Genomic DNA, 19,938 nt, shown 5'->3' with positions numbered 1-19,938 from the left:
GGCCAAGGAACGCGATATCGACCGCCGCACGTACCCGGCGACACTCAGCACGAGGATCTTGACACCCGCCCCCAGCCCTTAACCGAACGGCATTGGCGCTAACCCCGGCAGGATCCCGCGGGCAGTTGGGCGGCGCCGATCCGTACCCAGCTGCCCGCACCCAGCTGCCCGCACCCGCCGGGGCAGCCGCTGCGCCGGGCCCGCTTCGCCACGAGCCGTTGACAAACAGCAGTCCATATTAGAGTTAAGGCTCTATTAGCAGTTCCGGTTCCGACGAGAGGCGACGATGGCCAAGCGCAGCAACCCGGCAATGAAGATTGCCCAGCAGACCGCCCACAATGCGATGTTTGATGCACAGGGCCTGCCCAAACAGGGCGTCCACAACGTGCTCCTGCGGGCCGTTGAAATCCAGCGGCCGTTGATCCTCGCGAACCTCCGGCGCCTGCAGAAGAAGCATCCGAACGCCACGGCGGCCCAGCTCGCCGCGAAGCTGGAACGGGACTACCTCATCGCCGTGACCGGTGGCGGCGCGCTCGTCGGCGGATCCGCCGTCGTCCCCGGCATCGGAACCGTGGCTGCCCTGGGCCTTTCAGCGGCCGCCACCGTGGGATTCCTGGAAGCCACCGCTCTCTTCTCCACCTCCCTCGCCGAGCTGCACGGCGTGCGGATGGTGGACCCGGACCGGGCCAGCACCCTGGTCATGGCCATCATGCTCGGCGAGGAGGGCACCGCCCTGCTGAGCTCCCTGAGCGGCCAGGCCGCCGGGCAGGGCAAGGGGCCCACCCAGGCCTGGGGCTCCCTCTTCGCACGCCGCGTCCCGCTGGCCGGCTTCGGCTCGGTACGCGAACGGCTACAGACGATGTTCCTGAAGAGCCTGCTGAAAAAGCAGGGCACGGCACTCCTGGGCCGGGCGCTGCCGTTCGGCATCGGAGCCGTCGTCGGCGGCGTCGGCAACCGGATGATGGGCCGCGCCGTCGTCGCCAACGCCAAAGAAGCGTTCGGACCGATGCCGGACACGATCCCCGGCGAACTGCTGTCCGTCGCCAGGGCCCCCGGCCCGGAAGCGCTCCGGAGCGCCGGCCAGGGCGCTAACGACGGCGGCGCACCGGGCGCTTACGACGGCGGCGCACCCGGCGTCGGCCAGGACGCCCCCTCCGGCGACGGCACCCGGAAAGACTCCGCGAAGGACGGCGGCACCTTTTGGATCTGAACGCAGCCCTGGGGGAGTCCTTCGGGACCTGGACCATGGGCGAGGACGCCGCGATGTTTCCGCTGCTCACGAGCGCCAGCGTGGCCTGCGGGCTGCACGCCGGGGACCCCGTGACCATGCTGGACACCTGCCGGGCCGCGTACGAACTCGACGTCCGGGTGGGCGCCCATCTCGGCTACCCGGACCTGTTCGGATTCGGCCTCCGCGCACTGGACATGTCCTTCGACGATCTCTTCGGTGCCGTGCTGTACCAGCTCGGCGCACTGGACGGGGTGGCCCACGCCGTCGGCGCCTCGGTGGACTACGTCAAGGTGCACGGGGCGCTCTACGACCGGACGGTGCACGACGCCGAGCAGGCCTCCGCCGTGATCGCCGCCATCCAGGCCTACGATCCGGGACTGCCCGTCCTGGGCTTCCCCGGCTCGGCGCTGCTCGGTCTCGCCGGGGAAGCAGGCCACCCGGTGTTCGCCGAAGCTTTCGCCGACCGCGCCTACCTGCCCGACGGCATGCTCGTGCCGCGCCAGCAGGACGGTGCCCTGCTGCACGACGCCGGCCGGATCGCGGAGAGGGCCGTGCGCCTCGCCACGAAGGGCGAAGTCGAGGCGATTGACGGCACGGTGCTCCGAATGGAACCGCTGTCGCTGTGCCTCGACGGCGACACCCCCGGCTCTGTCGCCGTGGCGGCAGCGGTCCGCGCCGCCCTGGAATGCGCCGGCGTGGAGCTCGAGAGTTTCGCCTGAGCCGCTGCTGACGGGCACCATTGCCGCCCCCGCCCAGTGCCGTAAGGCCCTAGCCGGTCCGGAAGGCGCAATCTAGCTTGGAGGCATGACTGCCGGAGGCTCTGCGGGGTTTGACGGACCCGCCTCGGACGCAATGCTGAAGCTGGGCCGATTTTTCACGAAATGGGACCAGACCGATGACGGCAGGGCGGTGTTCCGGGAAGGCGGCCGGAAAGGCGACATTTTCTACCGCGACCGGTGGAGCCACGACAAGGTGGTCCGCTCCACGCACGGGGTGAACTGCACCGGCTCCTGCTCCTGGAAGGTGTACGTCAAGGACGGCATCATCACCTGGGAATCCCAGCAGACCGACTACCCCTCCGTGGGCCCGGACAGCCCCGAATACGAGCCGCGGGGCTGTCCGCGCGGTGCAGCCTTCTCCTGGTACACCTACTCGCCCACCCGCGTCCGCTTTCCCTACGCCCGGGGCGTCCTCGTGGAGATGTACCGCGAGGCCAGGGCCCGGCTGGGCGACCCGGTGCTGGCCTTCGCCGACGTCGTGGGCGACCCGGAACGGCGCCGCCGCTACCAGCTGGCCCGCGGCAAGGGCGGCCTGGTGCGGGTGTCCTGGCAGGAAGCGATCGAAATCGCCGCCGCCGCGCACGTCAACACGATCAAGAACTACGGGCCGGACCGCTGCGCCGGCTTCTCGCCGATCCCCGCGATGTCCATGGTTTCGCACGCGGTCGGGACCCGCTTCATCCAGCTGATCGGCGGGGTGATGACATCCTTCTACGACTGGTACGCCGACCTGCCCGTGGCCAGCCCGCAGGTCTTCGGCGACCAGACCGACGTACCGGAATCCGGGGACTGGTGGGACGCGGGCTACCTCATGATGTGGGGCTCAAACGTACCCGTCACCCGGACCCCGGACGCGCACTGGATGGCCGAGGTGCGCTACCGCGGCACCAAGGTGGTCACAGTCAGCCCGGACTACGCGGACAACACCAAGTTCGCGGACGAGTGGCTCCCGGCCCAGGCCGGAACGGACGCGGCGCTGGCGATGGCCATGGGGCACGTCATGCTCAAGGAATTCTTCGTCGACCGTGAGGTGCCGTTCTTCTCCGACTACGTCCGGCAATACACGGACCTGCCGTTCCTGGTCCGGCTGGAACGGCGCGGTGACGGCACGCTCACGCCGTCCAAGTTCCTCACCGCCAAGGACCTCACGGCCGAGTCCGGGGCCGAGGACGCGGCATTCCGCACCGTGATGTTCGACAAGAAAACCGGCCTGCCCGCGGTCCCCAACGGCTCCATGGGGTTCCGCTACTCCGGCAGCGGCGAGGGCAAATGGAACCTGGACCTTGAGGGGATCGAACCCGCGCTGTCGCTGCGAGAGGTCTCCGCGGAAAGCGCCGAGATTCTGCTGCCGTGCTTCGAGGACGCCGGCGGGGCCGGGAGCGTGCTCCGCCGCGGCGTGCCCGTCGTTGAGGTGGAGGGCCAGCTGGTCACCACCGTGTTCGACCTCATGCTGGCCCAGTACGGTGTGGGCCGCGACGGGCTCCCGGGGGACTGGGCCGCCGGCTACGACGACGCCGCCACGCCCTACACCCCGGCCTGGCAGGCAGAAATCACCTCCGTCCCGGCGCAGGCCTGCATCCGGGTGGCCCGCGAGTTTGCCCGCAACGCCGAGGAATCCAAGGGCCGTTCGATGATCATCATGGGCGCCGGAATCTGCCAGTGGTTCCACGGCGATACCACCTACCGGGCGGTGCTGGCCCTGGTGATGCTGACCGGCTGCATGGGCCGCAACGGCGGCGGCTGGGCGCACTACGTGGGCCAGGAAAAGACCCGCCCCGCCACCGGCTGGGTGTCCCTGGCCAACGCGCTGGACTGGTCCCGCCCGCCGCGGACCATGATCGGCACCGGCTACTGGTACATGCACACGGACCAGTGGCGGCAGGACGGCTACTCCGCGGACGCGCTAAAATCCCCGCTCTCCACCGGGGCCCTGGACGGGATGCACACCGCGGACGCGCTGGCCCAGTCCGCCCGGCTCGGCTGGATGCCGTTCTACCCGCAGTTCGACCGCAACCCGCTGGACCTCGCGGACGAGGCGGAAGCCGCCGTCGCCGCCGGCACCGCGAAGGACACGCCCAGCTACATTGCGGACGCGCTCAAGAACCGCACCCTGAACCCGGCGATCGAGGACGTGGACGCCCCGGAGAACTGGCCGCGGACCCTCGTGCTGTGGCGCTCCAACCTGTTCGGCTCCTCCGCCAAGGGCAACGAGTACTTCCTCCGGAACCTGCTGGGCACCCACAACAACGTCCTGGGCAAGGACCACGCCGAGGGGCTCAAGCCAAAACACGTGAAATGGCACGATCAGGCGCCGGAGGGAAAACTGGATCTTCTGGTTTCCGCGGACTTCCGGATGACGTCCACCACGCTGCTGTCCGACGTCGTGTTCCCGGCCGCCACCTGGTACGAAAAGCACGATCTTTCCTCCACCGACATGCATCCGTTTGTGCATGCCTTCACCCCGGCGATCGACCCGCCGTGGGAGACCAAAACGGATTTCGACATGTTCCACCTGATCGCCCAGGAGTTCTCCCGGCAGGCGAGAACCCACCTGGGCGTCCGCCGGGACCTGGTCAGCGTGCCGCTGCAGCATGACACCCCCGGCCAGCTCGCACAGCCCGGCGGAATCGTGCGGGACTGGCGGGACACCTCCATCCCCGCGGTGCCGGGACAGAACATGCCCACCTTTTCGGTCGTGGAGCGGGACTACACCGCCATCGCGGACAAGCTCGCCGCCGTCGGGCCCCTCGCCGACAAACTGGGCTTCACGGTCAAAAACGTCACCTACAAACTCGCCGGCCCGCTGGAGCGGCTCAGCCACGCCAACGGCGTGATGCTCGGCGGCGCCGCGGACGGCCGCCCCGCGATCGACACCGACGCGAAGATGGCCGAAGCCATCCTGGCCTTCTCCGGCACCACCAACGGCGCCCTGTCCGTGCAGGGCTTCAAGGACCTGGAAATCCGCACCGGCCGGAAACTCGCGGACCTCTCCGAGGGCTCCGAGGAAAAGTTCATCACCTTCGCCCAGACCCAGGCCGGCCCGGTGCCCGTGATCACCTCGCCGGAGTGGTCCGGTTCCGAGACCGGCGGACGGCGCTACGCCCCGTTCACCATCAACGTCGAACGGCTCAAGCCCTGGCACACGCTGACCGGGCGGATGCATTTCTTCCTCGATCACGACTGGATGATCGACATCGGCGAGGCCCTGCCCATCTACCGGCCGCCGCTGGACATGCACCGGCTCTTCGGCGAACCCAAACTCGGCCAGGACGGGGCCATGGAGGTGGTGGTCCGGTACCTGACCCCGCACTCCAAATGGTCCATCCACTCCGAATACCAGGACAATCTGCTGATGCTCTCGCTCTCCCGCGGCGGCCCCACGGTCTGGATGAGCCCCGCCGACGCGGCCGCCATCGAGGTCAAGGACAACGACTGGGTGGAGTGTCTGAACATCAACGGCGTCCTGGTGGCCCGGGCGATCGTCAGCCACCGGATGCCGGCGGGTGTGGTCTACGTCCACCACGCGCAGGAACGCACCATCGACGTGCCCAAGTCCGAGGCCACCGGACGGCGCGGCGGCATCCACAATTCCGTGACCCGGCTGCTGGTCAAACCCTCGCACCTGATCGGCGGCTACGCCCAGCTGGCCTACGCGTTCAACTACCTTGGCCCCACCGGAAACCAGCGCGACATGGTTGCCACCGTCCGCCGTCGTTCCCAGGAGGTGCAGTACTGATGCGTGTTATGGCTCAAATGGGCATGGTCATGAATCTGGACAAATGCATCGGCTGCCACACGTGTTCCGTGACCTGCAAGCAGGCCTGGACCAACCGGGCGGGCACCGAGTACGTCTGGTTCAACAACGTCGAAACCCGTCCCGGCCAGGGGTATCCGCGCCGCTACGAGGACCAGGAGAAGTGGCAGGGCGGCTGGGAACTGAACAAGCGCGGCAAACTGGTGCTCAAGGCCGGCGGCCGGGTGAAGAAGCTCTTCGGGATTTTCGCCAGCCCGGTCCAGCCGGAACTCAAGGACTACTACGAGCCGTGGACCTACGACTACAAAACCCTCGTGGACGCCCCGTTGGGCGACGATTTCCCGGTGGCCCGGCCCAAGTCCCTGATCACCGGCGAGGACACCAAGATCACCTGGTCCGCGAACTGGGACGATGACCTGGGCGGCTCCACCGAATATGGCCACCTGGACCCGATCGTGGAGAAGGTCCGCCGGGAGTCCGAGGACAAGATTAAGTTCGCCTACGAGCAGACTTTTATGTTCTACCTGCCGCGGATCTGCGAGCACTGCCTGAACCCGTCCTGTATGGCCTCCTGCCCGTCCGGGGCCATCTACAAGCGGGTGGAGGACGGAATCGTCCTTGTTGACCAGGACAAATGCCGCGGCTGGCGGCAGTGCGTCACCGGCTGCCCGTACAAGAAAATCTACTTCAACCACAAGACCGGCAAGGCCGAGAAGTGCACCTTCTGCTACCCGCGGGTGGAGGTGGGGCTGCCGACGGTCTGCTCCGAGACCTGTGTGGGGCGGCTGCGGTATCTGGGGTTGTTCCTGTACGACGCCGACGCCGTCACCGCGGCGGCGTCCGTCACGGACCCGCAGGAACTCTACGACGCCCAGATGGACGTGCTGCTGGACCCGGCCGACCCCGCCGTCCAGGCCGAGGCCCGGGCCCAGGGCATCCCGGAGGACTGGATCGACGCCGCCCGGCGCTCGCCGGTCTACGCCCTGGCCAAGGTCTACAAGGTGGCTCTGCCGCTGCACCCCGAATACCGGACCATGCCGATGGTCTGGTACGTGCCGCCGCTGTCCCCGGTGGTTGACCTGCTGCGGGACCAGGGCCACGACGGTGAGGACTCCGGCAACCTCTTCGGCGCCATCGACGCGCTGCGCATCCCGGTGGAATACCTCGCGGAGCTCTTCACCGCCGGCGACACGGACCGGGTCACCGCGGTCCTGAAGAAACTCGCGGCCATGCGCTCCTACATGCGCGGCATCAGCATGGGCAACGACCCGGACGACTCCATCCCCGAAGCCGTGGGCATGGACGGGCAGACCATGTACGAAATGTACCGGTTGATGGCAATCGCGAAGTACGAGGAACGCTACGTCATCCCCAAGGCGCAGGTGGAACAAGCCCACGACCTCGAGGAGATGGGCTGTTCGCTGGACTTCGACGGCGGCCCGGGCATGCAGGACTCCGCCCCGTTTGGCGAGGCCAGCGGCAGGCCCGTCCCGGTGGCGGTGGAAACGTTCAAGGCCCTCCGGGACCGGCAGACCTCCGATTCCGCCCCGGGCGAAGCGACCCTGCGGGGCAGGGTGAACCTGCTGAACTGGGACGGCACAGGGACCCCGTCCGGGCTGTTCCCGGAAAGACCGTTACCCGTGACCCCCGGCGGCCACGGTCCCGGCACCCCGCCGGCCGGGGAGCAGCTGTGAGCCGGCGCCAGCAGGTCCTCTACCTCGCTGCGGCCTGGTGCCTGTCCTATCCGGATGAGGAACTGATCGGCCGGGTGCCGCTGATGCGCGCCGCGCTGGCCGAGTTCCCCGGCGCCGTCGCGGACTTCCAGGAGGTCCTGGACCGGCTGGAATCCACGCCGCCGATGGAAATCCAGGCGCACTACGTCCGCGAGTTCGACCTCGGCAAGCGGCACGCCCTGCACCTGTCCTATTGGACGGACGGGGACACCCGGCGCCGCGGCGAGGTGCTGGGGAACTTCAAGAAGACCTACCGGCAAAGCGACATCCTGGTGGACACCCACGGGGAACTGCCCGACTACTTGCCGATGGTGCTGGAATATGCAGCCGTGGTGGACCTCGCGGCCGGCCGCGATCTGCTGACCCGGTTCCGGGCCAGCCTGGAGATGCTGCGCTTCGGACTGCTCCGGGACGACCTCCCGCACGCGCGGATCCTGCAGGCCGTCTGCGCCACGCTGCCCGGGAAATCGCCCGCGGACGAACAAGCCGTGATGCGGATGGCCGGGTACGGGCCGCCCACCGAAGCTGTGGGGCTGGACCCGTACGACCCGCGCCTGCTGCCTGTAAAGGGGGCCTGACCATGCTGGCAGCCGAAACCGAGCCCGGATCCGCCGTCGAAATCACCGCGCTGGACATCGTGCTGTGGGGCGTGCTGCCGTACGTCATGGTGGTGGTCCTCGTCGGCGGGCTCGTCTGGCGCTACAAATACGACCAGTTCGGCTGGACCACGCGGTCCTCCCAGCTCTACGAGTCCAGGCTGCTGCGGATCGCCTCGCCGCTGTTCCACTTCGGCCTGCTCGCCGTGATCGCCGGCCACTTCTTCGGCCTGGTCATCCCGATGGCATGGACCCAGGCCGTGGGGATGAGCCAGGCGTTCTACCACTTCAACGCCCTGTTGGTCGGCGGGATCGCCGGCGTCGGGACCCTGGGCGGGATCATCCTGCTGATCTACCGCCGCCGCACCACGGGCCCGGTGTTTATGGCCACCACCGGGAACGACAAGACCATGTACGTGGTGCTCACCGCAGCGATCGTGTTCGGCTTGTGGACCACCCTTGCGAGTGTGTTCGAGGGCGAACACGGCCACAACTACCGCGAGACCGTGGCCCCGTGGTTCCGGTCCCTGTTCATCGTCCAGCCGGACATCGCCGCCATGGCCGGGGCGCCGTTCTCCTTCCACCTGCACACCCTGGTGGGCATGGCGCTCTTCGTGATCTGGCCGTTCACCCGGCTGGTCCACGCCTTCACGGCACCGTTCCACTACCTCTTCCGCCCGTACATCGTCTACCGCTCCCGGGACGGGGGCGCAGCCACAGGCCGGGCCACAGACAGGTCAAGAGGCCGGGGCGCAGGTAAATCAACAGACGGTGCCGTCGGCGGGCGACGTTCCACCGGCGCCGCCCGCCGCGGCTGGTCCGCCGTCGGAACCCGCGACCGGGACACCCGGAACCGCTGAGCTGAACTGAAGCTGGAGGGCAACACGTGGCAGGATCCGCACCGCTTCCCCGGACCGCCCCCGCGGGGCGGACACTCAACCTTGTGCTCGCCACTTCGGCCTCGGTGGCGGGTTTCTGGGCCTGGAACTCGGTGGCCACCCTCGGCGCCTTCTACACGCAGAACCTCCAGCTGAACCCGGCCACCACCGGCGTGCTCGTTGCCATGCCGGTGTTCGTGGGCTCGCTGGGCCGGATCGTCGTCGGCACGCTGACGGACAAGTACGGCGGCCGCGCCATGTTCACGTTCGTCCTGCTGGCCTCCATACTGCCGATCCTGCTCGTGGCAGTCGGCGGCCTCCTCAACTCCTTCGCCCTGGTCCTCGGTGCCGGGCTGCTGCTGGGCGTGGCCGGGACGGTCTTCGCCGTCGGGATCCCCTTTGTCAGCGGCTGGTACGAACCGTCCCGGCGCGGCTTCGCCACCGGTGTCTTCGGCGCCGGCATGGGCGGCACGGCGCTGGCCGCCTTCCTTAACCCGCGGCTGGTGGCCGGAATCGGTTATTTCCCCACCCACCTGCTGATCGCCGCGATCCTGGCCGTGATGGCGGCGCTCGTCTGGTTCCTGATGAAGGAAGCCCCGGGCTGGACCCGCAGCACCACCCCCGTGCTGCCCAAGCTCGCCGACGCCGTGCGCACCCCGGTCACCTGGAAGATGTGCTTCCTCTACGCCGTCGTCTTCGGCGGCTTCGTCTCCTTCGCCACGTACCTGCCCACCTATCTCCGCGATATCTACAGCTTCGATCCCAGCGCGGCCGGTGCCCGCACCGCAGGGTTCGCGCTTGCCGCCGTGCTGGCCCGGCCGGTGGGCGGCGTCCTCGCCGACAAGTTCGGCCCCAAACCCGTGGTGATCGTGTCGCTCGCCGGCGTCGCCGTGCTCGCCTGGGTGGTGAACCTGCAGCCCGACGGCGATGTCCCCGCCGGCCTGACGTTCGTCGCCATGGCCGCGGCGCTGGGCCTCGGGACGGGCGGGGTATTCGCCTGGGTGGGTGTGCTCGCCCCGGCAGGGAAGGTGGGCAGCATCAGCGGCGTGGTCAGCGCGGCCGGCGGACTGGGCGGGTACTTCCCGCCGCTGGTCATGGGAGCCACGTACGACGCCGCGACTCGCAGCTATTCGATCGGGCTGCTGCTGCTCGTAGTCACGGCACTCGCGGCACTCGCGTTCACGATTTTCGCCGTGCCTGGCCGGACCAAGGCGAAGGTCGCTGCTGCGTAGCCGAACGCAGCGTTAGCCGAACGCAGCGTCAGTCGAACGCAGCGTCAGCCGAACACCAGGTGCGCCACGGTGAAGATGGCCAGTCCGGCGAGGGCGCCCACCACGGTGCCGTTGATCCGGATGAACTGCAGGTCCCTGCCGATCTGCAGTTCGATCTTCTGCGAGGTTTCCTCGGCGTCCCAGCGGGCCACTGTGTCCGAAATTACGCCGGCAATGTCCGAACGGTAGGTCTTCACGAGGTAGCCGGCGGCGTCGCCGATCCACTTGTTGACCTTGCCGGCCAGCTCGGGATCGACCACCAGCCGGGTGCCGAAGTCGTGGACGGCGGCCTTGAACCTCACGGTCAGTTCGCTGTGCGGATCGTCGACGGCGGAGAGCAGGGCCGCCTTGATTGTGCCCCAGGTGCGGGAGGCGAGCTCCCGGATCTCCGGGTCGCCCAGGACCTGGGCCTTGATGCCTTCGGCGCGGGCGATCATGACCGGATCGTGCTGCAGGTCCTGCGCGAGGTCCTTGAGGTACTTGTCGATGGACAGGCGCACCTGGTGCTGCGGATCGGCCTGCACCGCCCGGGTGAACTTCAGGACCTCAATGTAGACCTTGTCGCCCACGAGCCCGTCGACGAACGACGGCACCCACGTCGGCGAGCGGTCCGTGACCAGCCTGTTGACGGTCTCCTGGTTGTCCCGCACCCAGTCCACCGTGCGGTCAACCAGGACGTCCACGAACGCGTGGTGGTGTCCGTCGTCGAAGATCTTCTGCGCGATCCGGCCCACCGGCGGCCCCCACGGCGGAGCGACAATGTGCCGGCGGACCATCCCCTCGATCACAGCCTGGACGTCGTCGTCGTTCAGGACGGTGAACACGCCGCGGAGGACCGCGGCACCTTCCTTGGCCACGCGCTCGGCGCCGCCGGGACCGGACAGCCAGGCGCCGGCCTTGCGGGCGAGGTCCACGGAGGCCAGCTTCTCCTGAACCACCTGCTCGGAGAGGAAGTTGGTCTCCACGAATTCGCCCAGCGAGGCGCCGATCTGGTCCTTGCGCTGCGGGATGATGGCGGTATGCGGGATTTTGAGGCCCATCGGATACTTGAACAGGGCCGTCACGGCGAACCAGTCGGCGAGGGCGCCCACCATGCCACCCTCAGCCGCGGCCCGGACGTATTCAAGCCAGGGGTACTGCTTCTGCAGCGCGAAGGCGACCACAAATATGACCGCCATCACGATCAGCAGCGACACGGCCAGCAGCTTCATTTTGCGAAGCGCGGCGGCCTTCTCTGCATCGGACGTGGCCGCGGGCCGGGTTCTTGGCTCAGTGTTCACCTGCATGTGCCCAGCCTAGTGCCCGCCCCGGCGGGCGCCGTCCGCTAACGTGTCAGCATGACGACTGACGAGTCCTCCGCCGCCCGCCCGCTGGTGTACGCCCACCGGGGATCCAGCGCCGCCTTCGCCGAGCACACCCGCGCCGCGTACCTGCAGGCAATCGCCGACGGCGCCGACGGCGTGGAGTGCGATATCCACCTCACCCGGGACCAGCACGCGGTGCTGCTGCACGACGCCAACCTGGACCGGACCTCGGACGGCACCGGACCCGTGGCGGACCGGACCCTGCAGGAACTGCGGCTGCTGGACTTCTCCTCCTGGAAGGGGGCGAGGATTCCGGACGACTACGGCGGCCGGTCTGCGCAGTTCCTGAGCCTTCCCGAGCTGTTGGACATCCTGCGCGGCGCCGGGCGCGAAATCGGTCTCGCTATCGAGCTCAAACACCCCAGCCCTTACCAACTCAGGCTCGAAGACCGGGTCCTGGACATCCTCAGGGCCGAGGGCTGGGACGCGACAACGTCCAGGCTGGACAACGTCAATATTTCGTTCATGAGCTTCAGCCCGGACTCGGTGAGGCACCTGCTCAAGGCCGTCCCGGCGTCGGCCGTCTGCCAGCTCGTGGACGACGTGAACGTGGCGGAGATCCGCGGGGAACTCGGCCTTGGCGCGCTCACCGGCGGGGCGCTGGCGAATGTTATGAAGGCCGCGCAGACCGAAGGTGAGCGGATCCTGGACGACTGCGAGGCGGGCCTGGCCGGGCCCGGCATCAGCTACGTCCGCGAGCATGCCCGGACCATCCAGCGCTGGCTCGACTCCGGCCGCCGGTTCCGGGTGTGGACGGTTGACTCTGAGGACGACGTCGCGCTGTGCCGGGAGCTCGGCATCCACGAGATCACCACCAACCGGCCGGCCCGCGTCCTGGCCCAGCTCTCGGCGGAATCCCGGCCGGCACGCTAGGCTTCTGGCCCTTCGCCTGGCTCGGCCGCGGATTCGGGATGTCCGGGTGAGTGGTTGAGTGTGCCTCCCAACTTGGGGGCTTGGTTCTTGAAAACAGTGGACGGGTACCCCTGCTACCGCTCACGGCTGACCGTACTTCTCCTCGGCCGCGGACAACAGCTTACCGGCCCACTGAAGGCACTTTGTGGCCTTGGCTCGGGTCAGGCTCTTGACGTTGTATCCGGCCTTTGTCTTTTCACCCAGCAAGCGGCTCAAAGCAGCGCTGTCCCCTCCAGCAGTCTTCAGCAAGTTGACAGCATCGGCGTGGTTTTCCGACTTGGAGTGCTGACCGCGCGTCAGCAGACAGAAAACGTCCGAGGCGGCGATCCCCGCATGGATCGCGAGCGTCGCGATCACGTCCGCGTAGGACTCGGCATCGTTCAGCGTGTCGATGGTCTCCGCTGCTTCCACGAACGCGCGGGCGTCCTCGAGGCGCGCGGTAGCGTCGGTGCGGGCTGTCATCTGGCAAACATTAATATGTGCAGCTGGCGTGAGAGCCAATGGCTGTCCCCAAAGAGGTGAAGGCCATCGCGGTTAATCGAGTCGAAGACCGGTGCGCGGCGGACTTCGGATACCTCGTAGACCATCGGACGGACGTCGTTGCCTGTAAGGCGGTAGGCATCGACGGCCAGGTCGCTGATCGCTTCGTACAGCTGGTCGCTGGCTCCATCCGGGACGACGAACAGCAGGTCGATGTCCGAATCGTTGCGCATCTCGCGGCGGGCCGCGGAACCGAACAATGTCACCTGCAATGGCTGCTCTTCCCAACGGGAGATTGCGTCGGTCAGGAACCGGGTGAAACTTTCCATCGCCTTCGACGCCTCGACAACCAGACCGGCAAGCATATGCTGGGCGTTCAGCGAGTACTCGACTCGGTTGCCGAGATGGCCGGCGTCGACAACGCCGTTCCCCTCCAGCCTTTCCAGGCAGCGGCGCACGCCGGAGATCGAAGCCTGTACACCGCGTTCGCGCACGAGAGCGCCCGGGGTACTGGGCGCCCCGGAGGCCAGCGCCATGAGGACATCGGCCTCGAGTGCTGGGCAGATTGCCCGCAATGGGTTTTGCAACTGCATGCCTAACCTCCTGATCGCTCACAATTGTACGCGATAGGCGGTACTTCGGAAGGGGCCGGCGGTAGTTCTATAACTGTGCCTGCGCCAGCGAAGTGCCAGAAAAGCTCCTACCTGCTTGGCATCGGCGAACAGTGCTCGGATACTCCGCCCACCACCAGCCGCGGCGAAAGAACCGTCCCGGCTGTGTCCCTGGCCGATCCGGCCGGGGGCCGCGGGGGCTCCGCGGCTGTGATTGAGTAGCTTCATGCCATTCCGCTGGTCCGCCAGGACCGCCCACACAACGAGCGCGCCAGCCCTAAGCGCGGTGCTGCCGGAAACAGGCGCGGGGAATCCAGCCGCGGGGAACTTATCCGCGGCGCCGCGGCCGTGAAACTCCTGCAGTCCCCGGCGGTGCGGGTGGGGCTGTCCATCAGCATCGCCACCGGACTCTACGGAGTGTCCTTCGGCGCCTTGTCCGTCACCTCCGGACTCGACTTCTGGCAGACCATGGCCCTGAGCCTGCTGCTGTTCAGCGGCGGATCGCAGTTCGCGTTCATCGGGGTCGTGGCCGGAGGAGGGTCCGGCGTCGCCGCGATGGGAGCGGCCACCCTGCTGGGCATGCGCAACGGAATTTACGGGATGCAGATCAACGCCCTGTTGCGGCCGCGCGGCTGGCTCCGGTTCGCCGCCGCCCACGTGACGATCGACGAATCCACCGCGACGAGCACAGGGCAGACGGATCCGCTGGAGCAGAAGCGCGGTTTCTGGACGGCAGGAATCGGCATCTTTATCCTCTGGAACCTGTTCACCGCCGTCGGCGCGCTGGCCGGAGGCGCCCTGGGGGACCCCCGGCAGTGGGGGCTCGACGGCGCCGCGGTGGCCGCGTTTCTGGGTCTGCTCTGGCCCAGGCTCAAGGGCCGCGAACCCGTGGCGATCGCCGTCGTCTGCGCCCTGGCCACGGTACTGGCGGTGCCGTTCGTGCCCGCCGGGGTGCCGATCCTGGCGGCCGCCGCCGTCGCCGCAGGAATCGGCTGGTTCAGCCATGGCCGCAGCGACGAAGGACTGGAACCGGACGTGGATCCCTACGCCGAGCAACACCCCGCCCGCACCGCCTCCCGCCCCGCCGGAGACACCCCATGAGTCTTTGGATGTGGCTGCTGCTGTCCTGCCTGCTGGCCTACGCCTGGAAGCTGCTGGGCTATCTGGTCCCGGCCGGTGTGCTCCGCGATCCCCGGATGTCGAGGATCGCGGGCACCATGACCATCGGGCTGCTGGCCTCCCTGGCAATCGTCAACACGGTGGCCTCGGGCCAGACGCTGGCGCTCGACGCCCGGCTGGGCGCGCTGGCCGCGGCCGGCATTGCCCTCCTGCTCCGGGCACCCTTTCTGGTAGTGGTCCTTGCCGGAGCCGCTGCGGCCGCCGGCCTGCGGCTGCTGGGCTGGGGCTAGGGCCAGGGTCAGGTCGCATTTCGCTAGTTCGTCCGGAGCCATGGTGCGGGGGCGGGGCTCAGGGACATGCCCCGCGCCGGGGCCAGCGCGTGGACATAGTGTCATTGTGCCCGGTCCCGGGTGCGAAGAATGGGCATGTCCCCCGTCCCCGCGCAGGACTGATGCCCGGCGTCCGGTGTGCCTGGTGCCCCGGATCGTGAGGATCGAGCCTCAGCCGAGCACGGCGTCGAACGCGGTACCCGGCAACGGAGCCTGCGGCGGCAGAGGCCGGTGCGGCCGTTCCGTGCGGATGGCATCCTCCACCAGCGCAACCGGACGGCGCCACGCGTCCGAGCCGGCCTCCATCGTGTCCACGACGCCGATCAGCATGGCCAGAAGCCGGATCAGGTCCGTCATGGAAATATCGCTGCGCAGGGTTCCCTGGCCTTGTCCGCGGCCCAGCAGCACGGCCACGGATTCGATCAGGTCACCGGTGATGCCGGTGAGCAGTCCGCGCCGGCCGGCGACGGCGCCGAGCAGGTTGGCCTCCTCGCTGGCGACGCCCATCAGCGCTTCGATCACGTTGAAGAGCCCGTCGGCGGCGTCCGGGTTGGCGAGTGCCTCCTCGATGGCCGGATCAACCAGCAGCCCGAGCTGCCGGTGCAGGGCGGCGAGGACGAGCTCTTCCTTGTCCGCGAAGTTCCGGAACAGCGTGGCCGGGCCCACCCCGGCAGTGACGGCGATGGTCTGCAGCGGGACATCCGGGCCGCGCTCGCGGAAGCAATGACGGGCCGCGGTGATAATCTTGTCCACATTCCGCGCGGCGTCGGCGCGGAGCGGCCTGCCCTCTACTACCCGGTTCATTTGCCTAGGGTAGCAACGCAGACCTTGGGCAAAGCTGATAGTCGGCGGTAAGGCTCAATGTGACGGCCTCCGGATCCGATCGGGACCGGATGAGGGCCATTCCGCCGCGGTGTCCCGTGACAGACTGGTGCCATGTTGCTCGCATTTTCTGTCGCACCCTCAGGCCGGCCCGCACGCACGGCCGAAGCTTCCGGCGCCGTCTCCGGTGCCGTCCCGGCGGATGAGGCGTCAGTTCACGATGCCGTCGCCGAGGCGGTCCGGATCGTCCGCGAGTCCGGTCTGCCGAACCACACCGATTCGATGTTCACCACCATCGAGGGCGAATGGGATGAGGTCTTCGCGGTGGTAAAGCAGGCTACCGAGGCCGTGGGGCGCTACGGCAGCCGGGTGTCGCTGGTCATCAAGGCGGACATCCGCCCGGGGTACTCGGGAGAACTCACCGGCAAGCTGGAGCGGCTGGAACAGGCAATCGGCGGCCACCGGACTCCGGCCCGGGACTAGGATTCCCGGGCCCGGACGCTACCGCCGGGCCCGGGCAACTGGGAGACTGAGGGCATGATCGAGCATCAACCCACGACCCGCTGGACCGCCGTCGAGGAGTTCCTGTCCGACGTCGTTGTCCGGCCGGACAGTTCCCTGAAGCGCGCCGTGACCGCCGCCCTCGCGGCCGGTATGCCGTCCATCGAAGTGGCGCCCAACGCGGGCAAGCTGCTGAAGCTGCTGGTCCGGCTCTCCGGCGCCCGCCGCGTGCTGGAGATTGGGACGCTGGCCGGCTTCAGCACCATCTGGATGGCCCAGGGGCTGCCCGACGGCGGCCGTCTGGTCAGCTGCGAATACCTCCCCAAACACGCAGACGTGGCACGCCGCAACGTCGACGACGCCGGCCTGGGCCATCTGGTGGAGATCCGCGTCGGAGCCGCGCTGGACACCCTCCGCGCCCTTGAGGCCGAAGACGCCGCGCCCTTCGACTTTGTTTTCATCGACGCGGACAAGGAAAACAACCCGCACTACCTCGACTGGGCCATCCGGCTGGGCCGGCCCGGCACCGTCGTCGTGATGGACAACATGGTGTGGGAAGGGGCTGTGCTGGATCCCTCGCTCGATCCGGTGAACGCCCCCGGCATCATCACCGCGCTGCAGATGCTGGGGGAGGACCCGCGGCTGGACGGGACGGCGATCCAGACCGTGGGCTCCAAAGGCTGGGACGGTTTTGCCCTTGCGCTCGTGCGGTAGGGCGGGCCCGGCAGGCCGTGAGCGGCAGGACGGACCCGGGCGTATGCGGGCTGCACCTCCAAGTGCTAAGTGTGCTTAGATTTACTGAGCGGCAGCCCCTGGCCGACGGCAGCGGGAGCGAACGGCACCAGCGATACTCCTCGAAGGAATGCAGGCCACGGACATGAACGGGACCCCAGACGTCCACCCGCCCCGGCCGGTGCGGATCAGTTCCGCACCGGAGGAACTGGCCGCGCTCCGGCCCTTGCTGGACGCCGCTCAGCCGGCCGTGGGGGACGTTCCGGCGCTGCTGGAACTAGCCAAAGCTGCGGAGGAAGCCGCCCCGAAGCCCGGCACCGGCCGGACGGCGTTCCTCTGGGAGCTCCTGGCTTCCATCACCGCCGTTGATGTCGCGGCAGGCAGAACCCTGGAACCGCATTTGGATGCGTCTGCGATCCTGGCACAGGCAGCCGCCCAGGCCGCGCCCGCCCCCGCCGCCCACCCTGCCTATCCCGCCCACCCTGTCTATCCCTCCTACCCTGCCGCGCACGCCGCGCTGGAGGGCCTGGACCGCCCGGACATCGAAGGGATCCACTTCGAGGGCGCCTGGGGTGTGTTCGCGGCTGAGGCCGCCGGTCTGCGGCTGGAGGCGAAACAGGCCGGGGGCGGATTCCTGCTCCACGGCTCCAAGCCCTGGTGCTCGCTGGCCGCGCAACTAGACCACGCCGTGCTGACCGCGCACATCGAGGGCAGCGGCCGTGCCGCGTTCGCCGTCGACCTCCACGTTCATGGCGTGAGCTTTGCCGATCCGGAATGGACCAGCCGCGGCCTGCGGGAAATCCCCAGCGGCACCGTGCACTTCGACTCCGTTCCGGCCGTGCCGCTGGGAGGGCCCGGCTGGTACTACCAGCGTCCCGGCTTCGCCTGGGGCGGCATGGGTGTGGCGGCCTGCTGGCTCGGCGGCGCCGTCGCGGTGGCCCGCGGGTACAAGGACTCCCTGGCGGCGGCGGCCGACGGCGGGCGGGAGCCGGACCAGATCGCGCTGGCCCACCTCGGCGAGATCGACCGCACCCTTGCCGCCCTGACCGGGTACCTCGCGCGGACCGCAGCCCGGATCGACGCCGGGGAGCTCTCGGGCAGCGGCGCGTGGAGTGAGGCGTTGCGCGTCCGGGGGCAGGTCGCCGCCGCCGTCGAACGCATCCAGACGCTGGTGAGCCAGAACCTCGGGCCCGGTCCGCTTGCCTTCGACGAGGGCTACGGCAAACGCATGGCGGACCTCTCGCTCTACATCCGCCAGCACCATGCCATGCGTGACGACGCCCAGCTGGGCGCCCTGGCATTGAAGGGGGACCACCCATGGTGAGCTTCACCCACCACGACGCAGGCACCGGCGAGGACACCTGGGCCGCCAGCGGTCTGCCCGCGCTTCCGGAGCTGCCGCTAGACGCCGCGGAACTCGCGGAACGTGTGTTCGTGGTGCTGGCCGCCCATCCGGACGACGAATCCCTCGGCGCCGGCGGGCTGATGGCCCGGCTGCGGTCCGTGGGTGCAGACGTCACGGTCCTGCTGTGCACGGCGGGGGAGGCCTCGCACCTCGGATCGCCGAGCACGACGCCGGAAGGGCTCGCTGCCGTCCGGCTGCGGGAATTCGACGCCGCGCTGGGGCAGCTGCTGCCGGACCATGCCTGGCAGTTCCTTGCGTTGCCGGACGGCCTGCTCTCCGGACAACGGGCCGCGATCCACACCGCGCTGCGGGACACCGTCGCCGCGCTTGCCGAAAAAGGTGTGCGGCCGGACCACGTTATTCTTGTGGCCCCCTACCGGCATGACGGCCACACCGACCACGACACGCTCGGTTCCGTCGCCGCCGAGTTCGCCGCCGCCGGCGGCCACGGGCTGCTGGAGTTCCCCATCTGGTACTGGCTCCGGGCCAGCCCCAATGACCCGGCCTGGCAGTCATGGCTGCGGCTGCCGCTGAGCCCCGCGGAGCAGCAGGCCAAGGCCGCCGCCATGGCCGCCCACTTGTCGCAGGTCCAAGCGTTGTCCGGGCAGCCGGGCGATGAGGTGCTGCTGTCGCCGGCATTCCTGCAGCACTTCGAACGGCCGTGGGAGACCTTTGCCTGGCAGCGCCCGGCCGCCAGTCCGTCCGGTTCCGCCGGGGGGTCCGCCGGAGGCTCCTATGCCGCGGGCGATGCGGAAGGCGTCTTCGACGCCGTGCACACCGGCACCGACGACCCCTGGCAGTACACGAGCAGCTGGTACGAACAGCGAAAGCGCTCGCTGACCCTCGCGGCCCTGCCCGGGCCGGAGTACGCCGCCGGACTCGAAATCGGCTGCTCGATCGGCACCCTGAGCGCGGAACTCGGCCGGCGGTGCAGAAGCTTCCTCGCCGTCGACGCCAGCAGCGCCGCCCTGGCCCACGCCGCCAAACGGCTCGCGCACCTCCCCACGGCCCGGACCAGCCACCTCACGGTCCCGCAGGACTGGCCGGAGGGGCGGTTTGATCTCATTGTGGTCTCCGAGGTTGGCTACTACTTGGCGCGGGGCGAGCTGGCCGAGCTGTTCGCCCGTGTCGAGGCCTCGCTGTTGCCGGGCGGGACCCTGGCCCTCTGCCACTGGCGGCACCCCATAGCCGGCTGGGAGCTCGACGGCGATTCCGTCCACGCGGCCGCGCGCCGGCAACTCGGCTGGGCCGACGCCGGGCTCTACCGGGAACGCGACTTCGTCCTCGAGATACTCATCGCGCCGGAGACCGCCGCCGATTCGGCTGCTGCGGCGTCCGCTGCCCTAGTGTCCGGAGCCCCGGCGTCCGGAGCTGCGGCGGCCGGAGCCCCGGAACCGGAACGGGAACGGGACCGGTAACCG

At 68.8% G+C, this 19,938-nt stretch carries 18 protein-coding genes; 14 read left to right on the top strand and 4 right to left on the bottom strand.

What is annotated here, in order from left to right; translation table 11 throughout:
• Positions 1-286: 286 nt before the first annotated feature.
• The 7 genes from RCH07_RS02760 to RCH07_RS02730 all read left to right on the top strand — a co-directional run bounded on the left by RCH07_RS02760 (position 287) and on the right by RCH07_RS02730 (position 10,203).
• Positions 287-1,210, top strand: coding sequence for a hypothetical protein (locus RCH07_RS02760; RefSeq protein WP_326965931.1), 924 nt, complete (start codon positions 287-289; stop codon positions 1,208-1,210).
• Positions 1,201-1,950: a LamB/YcsF family protein gene (locus RCH07_RS02755; RefSeq protein WP_326965930.1), complete on the top strand. Its 750-nt coding sequence runs from the start codon at positions 1,201-1,203 to the stop codon at positions 1,948-1,950. The genes RCH07_RS02760 and RCH07_RS02755 overlap by 10 nt, the downstream gene beginning before the upstream one ends.
• Positions 1,951-2,035: 85 nt before the next feature.
• Positions 2,036-5,746, top strand: coding sequence for a nitrate reductase subunit alpha (locus RCH07_RS02750; protein WP_326965929.1), 3,711 nt, complete (start codon positions 2,036-2,038; stop codon positions 5,744-5,746).
• Positions 5,746-7,458 (top strand): nitrate reductase subunit beta, encoded by a 1,713-nt coding sequence (gene narH / locus RCH07_RS02745; RefSeq protein WP_326965928.1) that lies wholly within the window; start codon positions 5,746-5,748, stop codon positions 7,456-7,458. Before RCH07_RS02750 ends, narH begins: the two co-directional genes overlap by 1 nt.
• Positions 7,455-8,075: a nitrate reductase molybdenum cofactor assembly chaperone gene (gene narJ, locus RCH07_RS02740; protein WP_326965927.1), complete on the top strand. Its 621-nt coding sequence runs from the start codon at positions 7,455-7,457 to the stop codon at positions 8,073-8,075. The genes narH and narJ overlap by 4 nt, the downstream gene beginning before the upstream one ends.
• Positions 8,076-8,077: 2 nt before the next feature.
• On the top strand, positions 8,078-8,953 hold the full coding sequence (narI, locus tag RCH07_RS02735) for a respiratory nitrate reductase subunit gamma (protein ID WP_326965926.1): 876 nt from the start codon (positions 8,078-8,080) through the stop codon (positions 8,951-8,953).
• A gap of 26 nt (positions 8,954-8,979) precedes the next feature.
• Positions 8,980-10,203, top strand: a complete 1,224-nt coding sequence (locus RCH07_RS02730; RefSeq protein ID WP_326965925.1) for an MFS transporter — start codon at positions 8,980-8,982, stop codon at positions 10,201-10,203.
• A 44-nt stretch (positions 10,204-10,247) separates the two neighbouring features.
• Here the strand turns inward: RCH07_RS02730 and RCH07_RS02725 are convergent, their stop codons facing one another.
• Positions 10,248-11,528 carry a DUF445 domain-containing protein gene (locus tag RCH07_RS02725; RefSeq protein WP_326965924.1) on the bottom strand — a complete coding sequence of 427 codons (1,281 nt, stop codon included), beginning with the start codon at positions 11,526-11,528 and terminating at the stop codon, positions 10,248-10,250.
• Between the two features lie 51 nt (positions 11,529-11,579).
• Between RCH07_RS02725 and RCH07_RS02720 the strand changes: the two genes are divergently transcribed.
• Positions 11,580-12,479 carry a glycerophosphodiester phosphodiesterase family protein gene (locus tag RCH07_RS02720; RefSeq protein ID WP_326965923.1) on the top strand — a complete coding sequence of 300 codons (900 nt, stop codon included), beginning with the start codon at positions 11,580-11,582 and terminating at the stop codon, positions 12,477-12,479.
• 120 nt (positions 12,480-12,599) lie between these two features.
• Here RCH07_RS02720 and RCH07_RS02715 read toward each other — a convergent pair whose 3' ends face one another.
• Together RCH07_RS02715 and RCH07_RS02710 are read right to left on the bottom strand one after the other, a co-directional pair.
• Positions 12,600-12,980, bottom strand: a complete 381-nt coding sequence (locus tag RCH07_RS02715; protein WP_326965922.1) for a hypothetical protein — start codon at positions 12,978-12,980, stop codon at positions 12,600-12,602.
• Positions 12,977-13,591: a nucleotidyltransferase domain-containing protein gene (locus RCH07_RS02710; protein WP_326965921.1), complete on the bottom strand. Its 615-nt coding sequence runs from the start codon at positions 13,589-13,591 to the stop codon at positions 12,977-12,979. The genes RCH07_RS02715 and RCH07_RS02710 overlap by 4 nt, the downstream gene beginning before the upstream one ends.
• Before the next feature lie 366 nt (positions 13,592-13,957).
• Here RCH07_RS02710 and RCH07_RS02705 point away from each other — a divergent pair, with 366 nt between their 5' ends.
• Together RCH07_RS02705 and RCH07_RS02700 are read left to right on the top strand one after the other, a co-directional pair.
• A complete protein-coding gene (locus RCH07_RS02705; protein ID WP_326965920.1) occupies positions 13,958-14,710 on the top strand; it encodes an AzlC family ABC transporter permease in 753 nt (250 codons plus the stop codon).
• Complete coding sequence (locus RCH07_RS02700; protein WP_326965919.1) at positions 14,707-15,018, top strand: AzlD domain-containing protein; 312 nt, start codon at positions 14,707-14,709, stop codon at positions 15,016-15,018. Before RCH07_RS02705 ends, RCH07_RS02700 begins: the two co-directional genes overlap by 4 nt.
• A 210-nt stretch (positions 15,019-15,228) precedes the next feature.
• Here the strand turns inward: RCH07_RS02700 and RCH07_RS02695 are convergent, their stop codons facing one another.
• Complete coding sequence (locus tag RCH07_RS02695) at positions 15,229-15,861, bottom strand: TetR/AcrR family transcriptional regulator (RefSeq protein WP_326965918.1); 633 nt, start codon at positions 15,859-15,861, stop codon at positions 15,229-15,231.
• Positions 15,862-15,993: 132 nt separating this feature from the next.
• Here RCH07_RS02695 and RCH07_RS02690 point away from each other — a divergent pair, with 132 nt between their 5' ends.
• The 4 genes from RCH07_RS02690 to RCH07_RS02675 all read left to right on the top strand — a co-directional run bounded on the left by RCH07_RS02690 (position 15,994) and on the right by RCH07_RS02675 (position 19,935).
• The gene (locus tag RCH07_RS02690) at positions 15,994-16,362 is read left to right on the top strand and encodes a thiamine-binding protein (protein ID WP_326965917.1); all 369 of its coding nucleotides are present in this window, start codon (positions 15,994-15,996) and stop codon (positions 16,360-16,362) included.
• Positions 16,363-16,416: 54 nt separating this feature from the next.
• Entirely contained in the window at positions 16,417-17,094 is a 678-nt protein-coding gene (locus RCH07_RS02685) for an O-methyltransferase (RefSeq protein WP_326965916.1), read from the top strand.
• A gap of 163 nt (positions 17,095-17,257) precedes the next feature.
• Complete coding sequence (locus RCH07_RS02680) at positions 17,258-18,436, top strand: acyl-CoA dehydrogenase family protein (protein WP_326965915.1); 1,179 nt, start codon at positions 17,258-17,260, stop codon at positions 18,434-18,436.
• Positions 18,430-19,935, top strand: coding sequence for a bifunctional PIG-L family deacetylase/class I SAM-dependent methyltransferase (locus RCH07_RS02675; RefSeq protein ID WP_326965914.1), 1,506 nt, complete (start codon positions 18,430-18,432; stop codon positions 19,933-19,935). Before RCH07_RS02680 ends, RCH07_RS02675 begins: the two co-directional genes overlap by 7 nt.
• The last annotated feature ends 3 nt before the right edge of the window (positions 19,936-19,938 follow it).

Source organism: Arthrobacter sp. CG_A4 (genome assembly GCF_035985125.1).
Classification (GTDB): domain Bacteria; phylum Actinomycetota; class Actinomycetes; order Actinomycetales; family Micrococcaceae; genus Arthrobacter.
Note: the sequence above shows the minus strand (reverse complement) of the source record. Positions and strands in the feature narration are given on the sequence as shown.

Bases quoted from the DNA above. Each gene is read 5' to 3' on its own strand.
- RCH07_RS02715 (WP_326965922.1), bottom strand. From the start codon at position 12,980: ATGACAGCCCGCACCGACGCTACCGCGCGCCTCGAGGACGCCCGCGCG.
- RCH07_RS02725 (WP_326965924.1), bottom strand. From the start codon at position 11,528: ATGCAGGTGAACACTGAGCCAAGAACCCGGCCCGCGGCCACGTCCGAT.
- RCH07_RS02710 (WP_326965921.1), bottom strand. From the start codon at position 13,591: ATGCAGTTGCAAAACCCATTGCGGGCAATCTGCCCAGCACTCGAGGCC.
- RCH07_RS02690 (WP_326965917.1), top strand. From the start codon at position 15,994: ATGTTGCTCGCATTTTCTGTCGCACCCTCAGGCCGGCCCGCACGCACG.
- RCH07_RS02685 (WP_326965916.1), top strand. From the start codon at position 16,417: ATGATCGAGCATCAACCCACGACCCGCTGGACCGCCGTCGAGGAGTTC.
- narH (WP_326965928.1), top strand. From the start codon at position 5,746: ATGCGTGTTATGGCTCAAATGGGCATGGTCATGAATCTGGACAAATGC.
- RCH07_RS02680 (WP_326965915.1), top strand. From the start codon at position 17,258: ATGAACGGGACCCCAGACGTCCACCCGCCCCGGCCGGTGCGGATCAGT.
- narI (WP_326965926.1), top strand. From the start codon at position 8,078: ATGCTGGCAGCCGAAACCGAGCCCGGATCCGCCGTCGAAATCACCGCG.
- RCH07_RS02750 (WP_326965929.1), top strand. From the start codon at position 2,036: ATGACTGCCGGAGGCTCTGCGGGGTTTGACGGACCCGCCTCGGACGCA.
- RCH07_RS02695 (WP_326965918.1), bottom strand. From the start codon at position 15,861: ATGAACCGGGTAGTAGAGGGCAGGCCGCTCCGCGCCGACGCCGCGCGG.
- RCH07_RS02700 (WP_326965919.1), top strand. From the start codon at position 14,707: ATGAGTCTTTGGATGTGGCTGCTGCTGTCCTGCCTGCTGGCCTACGCC.
- RCH07_RS02720 (WP_326965923.1), top strand. From the start codon at position 11,580: ATGACGACTGACGAGTCCTCCGCCGCCCGCCCGCTGGTGTACGCCCAC.
- RCH07_RS02760 (WP_326965931.1), top strand. From the start codon at position 287: ATGGCCAAGCGCAGCAACCCGGCAATGAAGATTGCCCAGCAGACCGCC.
- RCH07_RS02675 (WP_326965914.1), top strand. From the start codon at position 18,430: ATGGTGAGCTTCACCCACCACGACGCAGGCACCGGCGAGGACACCTGG.